Raw genomic sequence first — 11,591 nt, forward strand, 5'->3', positions numbered from 1 at the left:
GCTGTGTGGGCTCCTACTCTCAGGCCGTCAGCTCGGCGATGAGCTTCGCGGCCTTGTCGAGGTCGTCCGGCGTCTTCAGCGCCACGTTCGGCACGCCCTTGAGCGCGCGCTTGGCCAGACCCGTCAGGGTGCCGCCGGGGCTCAGCTCGACGATCCCGGTGACGCCCAGCTTGGAGAAGGTCTCCATGCACAGGTCCCAGCGCACCGGGTTCGCCACCTGGCCGACCAGGCGGGCGACGACGTCGGCGCCCGACTCGACCACGAGTCCGTCCTTGTTGGACACGTACTTCAGCGCCGGGTCGGCCGGGGCGAGGGCCTGGGCGGCCTCCGCCAGCGTGGCGACGGCGGGCGCCATGTGGTGCGTGTGGAAGGCGCCCGCGACCTTGAGGGCCACGACCTTCATCGAGCCCTCGGGCTTGTCGGCGACCAGGGCCTCGATCTGCTCCGCCGTGCCGGCGGCCACGATCTGGCCCGCACCGTTGATGTTGGCCGGGGTGAGCCCCAGCTTCTCCAGGTGCGCGACGACCACGTCCTGGTCACCGCCCAGGACCGCGGCCATGCCCGTCTTCGTGACGGCGGCGGCCTCGGCCATGGCCAGCCCGCGGGTGCGGACGAACGACAGCGCCTCGCCCTCGCCCAGCACGCCGGCGTAGGCGGCGGCGGTGATCTCACCGACGCTGTGGCCGGCGACGGCGCCGAAGGCCGAGGTGTTCAGTGCGGAGGCGGACAGCAGGCCGGCCGCGACCAGCAGGGGCTGGGCCACCGCCGTGTCGCGGATCTCGTCCTCGTCGGCCTTGGTGCCGTAGTGGACGAGGTCGAGCCCGATGGCGTCGGACCACCCCGCGACGCGCTCGGCGGCGCCGGGGAGTTCGAGCCAGGGAGTCAGGAAGCCGGGCGTCTGAGCGCCTTGGCCGGGAGCGACGAGTACGAGCACCCTCACACTCTCTCTTGTGGGTGGTCTCCGCCGCCCGTGGGGACAGGGACGAAGAACCGTCGGGGTAATTGTTGATGTCCGACAAAAGTCTAGGGCTGCTGATCTCCGTCGGCCAGACGCCCGAGGATCAGGGCGATCCGCAGCGTGAACGCCGAACGGACATCGGAGGGTGACCAACCGGTGACGTCGGTCACACGTCGGAGCCGGTAGCGCACCGTGTTGGGGTGCACGAACAGCATCCGCGCCGCCCCCTCCAGGCTGCTCGCCTGCTCCAGGTAGACGCTCAGCGTCTCCAGCAGCGCCGAGCCCGCCTCCTCCAGCGGTCTGTAGATCTCCTCCACCAGCTGCTCCCTGGCCGAGGGATCCGAGGCGATCGCGCGCTCGGGCAGGAGATCGTCCGCCAGAACCGGGCGGGGCGCGTCCTGCCAGGCCGTGCAGGCCTTCAGCCCGGCGGCCGCCGCCTGCGCCGACTTCGTCGCGTTCAGCAGGTCCGGGACCACCGGCCCCGCCACCACCGGACCGGCCGCGAACGGGCCGATCAGCGACTTCGCCACCTGGAGCGGGTTGTCGCTGCCGCCCGCGATCACCACCAGCCGGTCGCCCAGCACCCCGGTGAGTACCTGGAGCTTGTGGTGACGGGCCGCGCGGCGGATCGCCTCGACCGTCAGCTCGCTGTCCCCCTCCGGGGCGGTGCCCAGGACCACGCACACGTGCTCCGGGGAGTTCCAGCCGAGGGCGGCGGCCCGCGACAGGGCGCCCTCGTCCGCCTCGCCCGACAGGACGGCGTTGACGACGAGGGACTCCAGCCGGGCGTCCCACGCGCCGCGCGCCTCGGCGGCCTGCGCGTACACCTGGGCCGTCGCGAAGGCGATCTCCCGGGCGTACACCAGCAGCGCCTCGCGCAGGATCGACTCGTCGCCGGGGGCCGCCACCTCGTCGATCGCGGCCTCCATGACCTCGATCGTCGTCCGGACCATCTCCACCGTCTGGCGCAGGGTGATCGCCCGGGTCAGCTCCCGGGGGGCCGTGCCGAAGACGTCGGTGGAGATCGCCTGCGGGGTCTCCGGGTGCCGGAACCACTCCGTGAACGCGGCGATGCCGGCCTGGGCGACCAGACCGATCCACGACCGGTTCTCCGGAGGCATCGCCCGGTACCACGGCAGGGCCTCGTCCATGCGCGCGATGGCGTTGGCGGCGAGCCGGCCGGAGGACTTCTCCAGCCGGCGCAGCGTCGCGGCGTGTGGATGGGCCGGATGCGCGGGACGGGTCTCGGGGGAATGCTCACGTTCGGGTTGGGGCACGGGACAAGACTGCCTTATCGACGGCCCGGCGCGGACTCGGGTCCCGGGCCCGGCCCACCGGGGGGCGGCTACGGTGGCTCCCATGATCGATGTACGCCGCGCGGCCGACCGGTACGCGGGAGGGGATCCGGACGCCGGGATCACCACCCGGCACGCCTTCTCCTTCGGGTCCTTCTACGACCCGGACAACATCCGCTTCGGCCCGGTGCTCGCCTGCAACGAGGAGCTCCTCGCCCCCGGCTCCGGCTTCGACGAGCACCCGCACAGCCACACCGAGATCGTGACCTGGGTGGTGGAGGGCGAGCTCACCCACCGCGACAGCACCACCGGGCACACCGCCGCCGTCCGCCCCGGGGACGTCCAGCGGCTGGGCTCCGGCTCCGGGGCCCGGCACGTGGAGCGCAACGACGCCGGGCGGCCCCTGCGGTTCGTGCAGATGTGGCTCGCGCCGCTGGCCGCGGGCGGGGAGCCCTCGTACGAGGTCGTACGGGACCTCGCGGACGGCACCCCGTACGAGGTCCCGGCGGCGGGCGCGGTCCTGCACGTCCGGCGCCCGGGCGCGGGCGAGCGGGTCCCCGTACCGGACGCGGAACGGGTCTACCTGCACGTGGTCCACGGGGACCTGCGGCTCGACGGGGCCGAGCTGGGGCCCGGGGACTCGGCCCGGATCACCGGCGAGAAGGGCCTGGAGATCACGGCCGGTTCCCCGGGCGAACTGCTGATCTGGGAACTGCCGGCCTAGGCGGAGCGCAGTTCGGCGAGGACCGCGTCGGTGAAGGGGGTCCAGGCCTCCACGGCCCAGGGGCCGAAGGCGCGGTCCGTCAGCGCCACGCAGGCGGCGCGGACGTCGGGGTCCACCCACAGGAAGGTGCCGGACTGGCCGAAGTGCCCGAAGGTGCGCGGGGAGGAGCTGAGCCCCGTCCAGTGCGGGGACTTGCCGTCGCGGATCTCCAGGCCGAGCCCCCAGTCGTTGGGGGACTGGTGCCCGTAGCCCGGCAGGACGCCCTTGAGCCCGGGGTGGACCACCGCGGTGGCCTCGGCGACCGTGCGGACGTCCAGCAGCCGGGGCGCCTGGAGTTCGGCGGCGAAACGCACCAGGTCGGAGACGGTGGACACGCCGTCCTTGGCCGGGGAGCCCTCCAGGCTGGAGGAATTCATGCCCAGCGGCTCGAAGACGGCCTCGCGCAGGTAGTCCGCGAAGGGGATCCCGGTGGCCTTCGCCAGGTGGTCGCCGAGCACCTCGAAGCCGGCGTTCGAGTACAGCCGGCGCTGCCCGGGCGGGGCCGTCGCGCGGTGCTCGTCGAAGGCCAGCCCGCTGGTGTGCGCGAGGAGGTGACGGACCGTCGAGCCCTCGGGGCCGGCCGGTTCGTCGAGCTCGACGGCCCCCTCCTCGTACGCGACGAGGACCGCGTACGCCGCGAGCGGCTTGGTGACCGAGGCCAGCGGGAAACGGTGGTCCACCGGCCCGTGGGAGCCGGCCAGGCTCCCGTCGGCGCGCACGACGGCCGCCGCGGCGGTGGGCACCGGCCAGTTCTCCACGGCCCGCAGGCTCTCCAGGCTGTTGACGCCCTCCATGCTCTCCATGGCCCCGAGCCTACTTGCTTGGAGTGCACTCCAGGGTTCTAGCGTTGAGGGCATGAACCTGACGGAGACGCGGTACACGATCAGCGAGGTCGAGGCCCGGACCGGTCTGACCCAGCACACGCTGCGCTGGTACGAGCGGATCGGCCTGATGCCGCACGTGGACCGCTCCCATTCGGGACAGCGGCGGTTCAGCGACAAGGACCTCGGCTGGCTCGCCTTCGTGGGCAAGCTGCGCGCCACCGGCATGTCGGTGGCGGACATGGTCCGCTACGCCGAACTGGTCCGCGAGGGTGACCACACGGTCGACGAGCGCCGCGCGCTGCTGGAGCGGACGCGCCGGGAGGTACTGGCGCGGGTCGCCGAGCTGACGGACGCGCTCGACGTCCTGGACTGCAAGATCGCGATGTACGCGGGAACGGGGAAGGCACAGTCATGACGGAGCAGACCACCATCGCACGCGCCGAGCTGGGCAAGGGCGGCCCGGTCGTCGGGATCCAGGGCCTCGGCTGCATGGGCATGAGCGAGTTCTACGGGGACACCGACGAGACGGCGGCCCGCGCGACCCTGGACGCGGCGCTGGCCGCCGGCGTCACCCTCTTCGACACGGCCGACGTCTACGGGCGCGGGGCGAACGAGGAGTTCCTGGCACCGTTCGTGGCCGCCCACCGGGACGAGATCACCCTCGCCACGAAGTTCGCCATCGAGCGCAGCGACGACCCGGCGTACCGGGGGATCCGCAACGACCCCGCGTACGTCCGGCAGGCCGTCGAAGGAAGCCTGCGGCGGCTCGGCGTGGACGTCATCGACCTCTACTACATGCACCGGCGCGACCCGGCCGTGCCGCTGGCCGAGTCGGTGGGCGCGATGGCCGAGCTGGTGCGGGAGGGGAAGGTGCGCCACCTGGGGCTCAGCGAGGTCACCGGCGCCGAGCTGCGCGAGGCGCACGCGGTGCACCCGATCGCGGCGCTGCAGTCGGAGTGGTCGCTGTTCAGCCGGGACGTGGAGCGCAGCGCGGTGGGCGCGGCGGCGGAGCTCGGCGTGGCCTTCGTGCCGTACTCGCCGCTGGGGCGCGGGTTCCTGACGGGGTCCTTCGCGGACGCGGACTCCGAGCTGCCGGCCGGTGACTTCCGGCGCGCCCAGCCCCGCTTCACGGGGGAGAACGCCAAGGCCAACGCGGCCCTGCTGGCGCCGGTTCGGGAGATCGCCGCCGCGCACGGGGTGAGCGCGGCGCAGGTGGCGCTGGCGTGGGTGCACCAGCGGGCGGCGGTGCACGGGCTGACGGTGGTGCCGATTCCGGGGACGCGGCGGCCGGGGCGGCTCGCGGAGAACACGGCGGCGAGCCGGATCACCCTCACGGAGGCGGAGCTGGCCCTGCTGGAGCCGATCGCCTCCCAGGTCGCGGGCGCCCGCTACCCGGACATGACGTCCACGTCGGCGGCGCGCGAGGCCTGACCCCGGCGGGGGGCCGCTGCGCGGGGCGGAGGTCCCCTACCCGCCCTTCGCCCGTTCCCCGGGGGCTCCGCCCCCGGCCCCCGCGCCTCAAACGCCGGCGGGGCTGGGATGTCGCTGCGCGAAATCCAGCCCGCGCGGCGATTGAGCGCACGGACCGGGTCCCGGGCTCCGGCGGGACCTGCGGCCCCGGTCGGGCTACGCCCCGGCGGTGAAGCGGGCCCGGAGGGTTTCGTACTCCGCGTCCGTCAGCAGCCCCGTGCTGTGCAGCTCGCTGAGGTGCTGGAGCCGCTCCCCGGACACCCGTGCCCGTGGGACGGCCCCCACCGGCGCCCGCTCCCGCAGCGCGGCCAGCACCGCCGCCGCGAACGGCAGTGACTCGTGCACCGCCCCGTAGCCCACGCCGAACACCGCCGCCGCGAGGTCGTGGTCGGGGGCCGTGACGGCCTCGGCGGCGTCCCGCCGCACCAGCCGCAGGTGCCCGCCGCCCGGCCGGTCCGGGGAGACCCACTCCACCCCCGTCAGCGCCCCCAGCGCGAAGCTCTGGTCCCCGGCCCGCCACTTCGCGCTGCTGGCGCCCGTCCGCGACCAGTGGAACGTCACGGCCGAGCCGTCGAAGCCCACCCGCGCGTCGTACGCCTTCAGCTGGAGCGGCGGCCGCGGGACCGCCACGAGGAACCGTTCCGCCGGAGCGGACCCGCCCGGCCCCAGCCGCTCGCGCAGCGCCTCCGCGAAGGCCTCCGCCTGATCCGCCCGGTCCCCGGGCAGCACCAGGCGGTACGGATCGCAGGCCTCCTTCAGCTGCCCGGCGGCAGCCTCCATCAGCGGATCGGCCCCGGGCCGCGGCGTGGCGCGCAGCACCACGGTCTCCCGCCGCCCGACTCCGGCCGCGGCGGTGCCCACCGTCACCCCGGACAACGCTTCGAGGGGGATCCGGCGCTCGCCCAGCGCGTGCCAGAGCCTCGGCGTCCGTATCCCCCGTGCGAAGCGGATGAGCATCGAGTCCGAGTCGGCGTCGAACTCCCAGACGGCATGATTTCCGGCCAGTACGTCACCCATGCGGCACATGGTAAAGGGACGCGCCCCCGCGCGTCCCCCTCGTCATCGGGCCCGATTTTTCGACTTGCTACGGGTCTGCGGTGGATCAGCCCCCGTCAGTCACCGTCCGTGCCGGAAATTCCGGCCCGGCAGTCGTCGCTGCCGTTCGCGCACGCGACGGAACCGAAACCGCCGGTTCCGATCTTGGCGAAGTTCTCCAGCGAGGCGGTGCCTGGCTCGAAATAGCCGGTGTGGCTGTGGGCCCCTGCGGAGGAGAACAGCCGGGCGCCGAACCCGGGCGACACCGGGTCCGCGCCGTGGCCGACCCCGCCGACCTCCACGTGCGGCACGTCGGCGATCCAGTCGCCCTCGGCGCGCGTGGCCCACACCCGCGCGGAGGTGCGCAGCTCTCCGGCGCTGCCCACGCGCATCCCGGGGCTGCCCGCCACCACGACGTCGGTCACCCGCTGCGGCAGCCCGTGCGCGGCCACCCCGCAGACCACCGAGCCGTAGCTGTGGCAGAACAGGGCCACGCTCGCGTTCCCGGGCAGGGCCGCCGCCAGGGACTGGAGCCGTACGGCGCCCTGGACGGCGAGGCGGCCGGTGGCGGCGTCCACCCCGACCCCCGCGGGGGCGACGTAGCCGGCCCAGGCGATGACGGCGGTACGGGAGTCGGGCGCGGCCGCGCGCTCGGCCCGGTACAGGGACTCGGCCATGCCGGCGGGCGCGGTCAGCCGGCGCTGGCTGCGCTCGAAGGTGAGGGCGTCGGTGTCCACGCCGGGGATGATCACCGAGACCCGGCGGGCCGTGTCGAGGTCGCCGAAGACCTCGGCGACCAGGCCGTCGCCGGTGGGGTCGAAGAGGAGGATCTGCCGGCCGGGCTCGGCGAGCGACTCGAAGCGGTGCGCGCGGCGTATGGCGCCGGCGCGGTCGGCCGGGGTGAGCGCGACGTCCCTGCCCCGGGCCTCCTCCATCCGCGCGGTCTGGGCGAGCGCGTTGTGGTTGGCCCGGTAGCGGGTCGCGGAGGGGACCCCGTCGAGGTTGCCGACCACGAGCGGGTAGCCGTCGGCGAGGTGGGCCCGCTGGGCGGCGTCGAGGCCGGCGAAGAAGCGGGCGACCGTCCGTACGGGGGCGTCGGCGGCCGGTACCGGCCGGCCGTCCATCCGTGCCGTGGCCCACGCGGCGAGCGCGGCGGCCCGAGCCGGAACCACCGTCTCCGGGCGGTGCACGGCGGTCCAGCCGGTCGTCGCCAGCATCAGGAAGACGACGCCGAGCGCGAGCAGCATGCGCAGGACGGCCGGGCGCGCGGGCGCGTCGGCGGCGGGGTGGGCGAGGGGGCCGGGCAGGTTCACTGGAGCCAGACTAGGAGACCTCTGGAGTCAGTGGTGTCAGGGGTGACGGGACTCACGGCCGACCGTGGTACCCCTCGACCCGCACGGTCACGCTCCGTCGCCACGAGGGTGGTTGGGCTCACATCGGGGGTGGCCGGAACTCGTCGTCGCTTACTCCGGACTGCGCCAGTCCGTGGCCAGGGCGGGGCCGATCTGGTCGAGGTAGGCCTCGGTCATCCGGCGGATCGCGGTCACGCTGACGTCCTCGCCCTGCCCCCACAGCCGCCCGGTGACCCGCATCACCCCGCAGAAGGCGGCGACGGCCACGCGGGGCCGGGGGTCGGCGTCCAGGTCGAGCCCCTCGCGGCCGGCGATCAGCCGCGCGATCCGCTCCTCCATCTCGGTGGAGCGCCGCAGGTGGACGGCGAGCAGGGCCGGGGTGGACTCGATCAGCCGGTAGGACCGCATGTAGAGGTCGACGGGGACCACCTCGGAAAGGGCCTCGTCGAGGGTGTCCCAGGCGGCGAGCACGGCGCCCCGCATGGCCTCCAGCGGCGGCTCCCCGGCCGGGCGCGCGGCCAGCGCCGCGAGGAAGTGCGACTCCACCAGGTCCTGGACGGCGAAGGCGACCTCCTCCTTGTTCGCGAAGTAACGGAAGAAGGTGCGCTGGGAGACCTCGACCGTCTCGGTGATCTCGTCGACGGTCGTCCGCTCGTAGCCCTGCTCGACGAACAGGAGCAGCGCGGCGCGCAGCAGCGCGTCCCGGGTGCGCCGCTTCTTTCGCTCGCGCAGTCCGGCCGCCGGGGCGGGCCGCTCGTCGGTCATCACCGCGAGGTCCTCTCTGCCGCTCAATCTGACGCTGAGTGAGCGGTCAGGGTACCTGTGACCGAGCTGACAGCCGCTGTCGCGTTAAGCCGTTTGTGAAGTGTCAGTCGCTGTCACTAATCTGCCGGGCATGACTGGTCAGATCACCCTCGCCAAGGAATCGAGTCCGTCACCGGTCCGCGCCGGCCTGCGCGGCCATCCGTGGCTCACGCTGTTCGCCGTGGCGATCGGCGTCATGATGGTCACCCTCGACGGCACGATCGTCGCCGTCGCCAACCCCGCGATCCAGAAGGACCTCGGCGCCAGCCTGGCCGAGGTGCAGTGGATCACCAACGGCTACCTGCTGGCCCTCGCCGTCTCCCTGATCACCGCCGGCAAGCTCGGCGACCGCTTCGGGCACCGCCAGACCTTCCTCATAGGCATCGCCGGCTTCGGGCTCTCCTCGGCGGTGATCGGCCTGTCCACCGGCGTCGGGCTCGTCATCGGCTTCCGCGTCGCCCAGGGACTCTTCGGCGCCCTGCTCATGCCCGCGGCCCTCGGCCTGCTGCGCGCCACCTTCCCCGCCGAGAAGCTCAACATGGCCATCGGCATCTGGGGCATGGTCATCGGCGCCTCGACCGCCGCCGGGCCCATCGTCGGAGGCCTGCTCGTGGAGCACGTCAACTGGCAGTCGGTCTTCTTCATCAACGTGCCGGTCGGCGTCATCGCCCTGGTCTTCGGCCTGTTCATCCTGCTGGACCACCGCGCGGAGAACGCCCCGCGCTCCTTCGACCTGCCGGGCATCGTGCTGCTGTCGGCCGCGATGTTCTCCCTGATCTGGGCGCTGATCAAGGCGGCCGAGTGGGGCTGGGGCGACACGAAGACCGTGCTCTTCCTCCTCGCCTCCCTGGTGTGCTTCGGCCTCTTCGCCTTCTGGGAGACCCGGGTCGCCGAGCCGCTGATCCCGCTCGGCATGTTCCGCTCGGCGGCGCTGTCCGCGGGCACCCTGCTCATGGTGCTGATGGCCTTCGCCTTCATGGGCGGCCTGTTCTTCGTCACCTTCTACCTGCAGAACGTGCACGGGATGAGCCCGGTGGACAGCGGACTGCACCTGCTGCCGCTCACCGGCATGATGATCATCGGCTCGCCGCTGGCCGGCGCCGCCATCACCAAGGCAGGCCCGCGCGTCCCGCTCGTCGCCGGCATGGTGGCCACCGCCGTCGCCTGCTTCGGGATGTCCCGGCTCACCCCGGGCACCGGCACCCTCACCATGTCCCTCTGGTTCGCCCTCCTGGGCCTGGGCCTCGCGCCCGTCATGGTCGGCGCCACCGAGGTCATCGTCGGCAACGCCCCGCTGGAGCTCTCCGGCGTGGCCGGCGGCCTCCAGCAGGCCGCCATGCAGGTCGGCGGCAGCCTCGGCACCGCCGTCCTCGGAGCGGTCATGGCCGCCGAGGTCAGTGACACCTTCGGGGACAACTGGCAGCGGGCCGCCCTGCCCCCGCTCACCCCCGAGCAGCTGGCACTCGCCGAGAAGGGCGTCCAGGTAGGCATCGCCCCCGTCCCGCCCGGGGTGCCCGAGCCGGTCGCCCGGACCATCTCCACCGTGGCGCACGAGACCTTCGTGTCCGGTATGAGCACGGCCTTCACCTGCGCCGCCGTCGTCGCGGTCCTCGCCGCCGTCGTCGCCTGCTTCACCAAGCGCGGCGCGAACGCCGGCGCCGGGGGCGCGGCCCACATCTGAGACCGGCCGCCGCCCGTTACGGCCCCGTCAACCCCGCGCCCGCCACAGCCCCGCCGCAGCCCCGCGGCGGGGCTGTCGCCTATCAGGGTGGACCCGTCCGCAGCCCCTTCCGCTCGTACGTCGCCGCAGGTCAGCGTGGTGCCACGGAGCCCTCGGAAACCGTCCGGGGCCCGGAAGTCCACAAGGAGTTGACCCCGTCATGCGTACGTGGAGCACCCAGCGCGTCACCACCCTCGCCGCCGCCCTCCTGGCCGCCTGCGCCCTCATCCCGTCCACCGCCACCGGCGCCCACGCCGCCTCCCCGCCCTGTGCCACGGGAGAGCTGTGCCTGTGGGCGAAACCGGACTTCAAGGGCACCAGGCAGACCTACGACCTCAGCACCCTCGACATCAACAGCTGCACCACCCTGCCGCCCAAGGCCGGTTTCCAGTCTCTCGTCAACCGCACCGGGCGCCCGGTGACCACCTACCAGTCGGCCGAGTGCGCCGAGACGGGCGAGTTCCAGACCTACCCGGGCGACGGGGTCTGGCTGCCCCAGTCCCCCTACCAGGTCAGGGCGTTCAAGGTGTGGGAGCGCTAGGCCCCGCCTGGCCGGCGGCCTCGCCGGGGCCCGGTGAGGCCTGGGCGGGCATCGCGCACCGGGGGCCGCCGCCCAGCCGCGCGACCTCGGCCCGCAGCGCCCGCACCTCCTCCTGGAGCTCCCGGACGGCCGCCAGCTGGAGCCGCTCCACCTGGTCGTCGCGCTCGAACCGGGCGATGAACCAGGCCGCGATGTTGGCGGTCACCACACCGAGCAGGGCGATCCCCGACAGCATCAGCCCCACCGCCAGGACCCGGCCCAGCCCGGTGGTGGGGGAGTGGTCCCCGTACCCGACGGTCGTCATGGTGGTGAAGGACCACCACACCGCGTCGCCCAGGTTCTTGATGTTCCCGTTGGGCGCGTCCCGCTCCACGCTCAGCACCGCGAGCGAGCCGAACATCAGCAGCCCCACCACGGCGCCCGCCACGTACGTGGTCAGCCGGATCTGCGGGGCCATCCGCGCCCGCCGCCCCACCAGCATCAGCGTGGCCACCAGCCGCAGCAGCCGCAGCGGCTGCACCAGCGGCAGCACCACCGCCGCCAGGTCCAGCCAGTGCGTCCGCACGAAGACCTTCCGGTCCCGCGACAGCCCCAGCCGCACCACGTAGTCGACCGCGAACGCCGCCCACACCCCCCACTCGGCGTGGGTACACGCACGGTGCACCCCCTCGCCCGCGTCCGGCGCGACGATCGGCACGGCGTAGGCGACGGCGAAGGCCACGGCGAGCACCAGCAGGGGGACCTGAGTACGGCGCTCCCACCGCGCCTGGCGGGAGGTTTCCTTCATGAGGATCATCGTAGGGAAACGGGAAGGGGGCGCTGGGACAGG

General features: G+C 73.5%; 12 protein-coding genes. 5 read left to right on the top strand and 7 right to left on the bottom strand.

What is annotated here, in order from left to right; genetic code table 11:
- Nucleotides 1-19: 19 nt before the first annotated feature.
- Entirely contained in the window at nt 20-934 is a 915-nt protein-coding gene (locus ABT403_RS26775; RefSeq protein WP_344155809.1) for an ACP S-malonyltransferase, read from the bottom strand.
- An 89-nt stretch (nt 935-1,023) separates the two neighbouring features.
- Complete coding sequence (locus ABT403_RS26780; protein WP_042819076.1) at nt 1,024-2,235, bottom strand: PucR family transcriptional regulator; 1,212 nt, start codon at nt 2,233-2,235, stop codon at nt 1,024-1,026.
- 82 nt (nt 2,236-2,317) lie between these two features.
- Here ABT403_RS26780 and ABT403_RS26785 point away from each other — a divergent pair, with 82 nt between their 5' ends.
- Nucleotides 2,318-2,977: a pirin family protein gene (locus tag ABT403_RS26785; protein WP_344155804.1), complete on the top strand. Its 660-nt coding sequence runs from the start codon at nt 2,318-2,320 to the stop codon at nt 2,975-2,977.
- Here ABT403_RS26785 and ABT403_RS26790 read toward each other — a convergent pair.
- Nucleotides 2,974-3,792, bottom strand: coding sequence for a serine hydrolase domain-containing protein (locus ABT403_RS26790; RefSeq protein WP_344156803.1), 819 nt, complete (start codon nt 3,790-3,792; stop codon nt 2,974-2,976). The genes ABT403_RS26785 and ABT403_RS26790 overlap by 4 nt on opposite strands.
- Nucleotides 3,793-3,871: 79 nt before the next feature.
- On the opposite strand from ABT403_RS26790, the gene ABT403_RS26795 reads away from it, so the two are divergent.
- Nucleotides 3,872-4,255, top strand: a complete 384-nt coding sequence (locus ABT403_RS26795) for a MerR family transcriptional regulator (protein WP_344155801.1) — start codon at nt 3,872-3,874, stop codon at nt 4,253-4,255.
- Entirely contained in the window at nt 4,252-5,271 is a 1,020-nt protein-coding gene (locus ABT403_RS26800; RefSeq protein ID WP_344155798.1) for an aldo/keto reductase, read from the top strand. Before ABT403_RS26795 ends, ABT403_RS26800 begins: the two co-directional genes overlap by 4 nt.
- Nucleotides 5,272-5,466: 195 nt before the next feature.
- Here ABT403_RS26800 and ABT403_RS26805 read toward each other — a convergent pair whose 3' ends face one another.
- The 3 genes from ABT403_RS26805 to ABT403_RS26815 form a co-directional block, all read right to left on the bottom strand.
- A complete protein-coding gene (locus tag ABT403_RS26805) occupies nt 5,467-6,327 on the bottom strand; it encodes a DUF4429 domain-containing protein (RefSeq protein ID WP_344155795.1) in 861 nt (286 codons plus the stop codon).
- 95 nt (nt 6,328-6,422) lie between these two features.
- Nucleotides 6,423-7,592, bottom strand: coding sequence for an alpha/beta hydrolase (locus tag ABT403_RS26810; protein WP_344156800.1), 1,170 nt, complete (start codon nt 7,590-7,592; stop codon nt 6,423-6,425).
- A gap of 216 nt (nt 7,593-7,808) precedes the next feature.
- On the bottom strand, nt 7,809-8,462 hold the full coding sequence (locus tag ABT403_RS26815; protein ID WP_344156797.1) for a TetR family transcriptional regulator: 654 nt from the start codon (nt 8,460-8,462) through the stop codon (nt 7,809-7,811).
- 142 nt (nt 8,463-8,604) lie between these two features.
- Here ABT403_RS26815 and ABT403_RS26820 point away from each other — a divergent pair, with 142 nt between their 5' ends.
- Entirely contained in the window at nt 8,605-10,182 is a 1,578-nt protein-coding gene (locus tag ABT403_RS26820; RefSeq protein WP_425580159.1) for an MFS transporter, read from the top strand.
- 199 nt (nt 10,183-10,381) lie between these two features.
- Nucleotides 10,382-10,762, top strand: a complete 381-nt coding sequence (locus ABT403_RS26825; RefSeq protein WP_344155789.1) for a peptidase inhibitor family I36 protein — start codon at nt 10,382-10,384, stop codon at nt 10,760-10,762.
- Here ABT403_RS26825 and ABT403_RS26830 read toward each other — a convergent pair.
- Entirely contained in the window at nt 10,743-11,549 is an 807-nt protein-coding gene (locus ABT403_RS26830; RefSeq protein ID WP_344155785.1) for an ion channel, read from the bottom strand. The two genes, ABT403_RS26825 and ABT403_RS26830, sit on opposite strands and share 20 nt — an antisense overlap.
- Nucleotides 11,550-11,591: the final 42 nt, after the last annotated feature.

Source organism: Streptomyces sp. NPDC000075, assembly GCF_040301925.1.
Lineage (GTDB): Bacteria > Actinomycetota > Actinomycetes > Streptomycetales > Streptomycetaceae > Streptomyces > Streptomyces polychromogenes.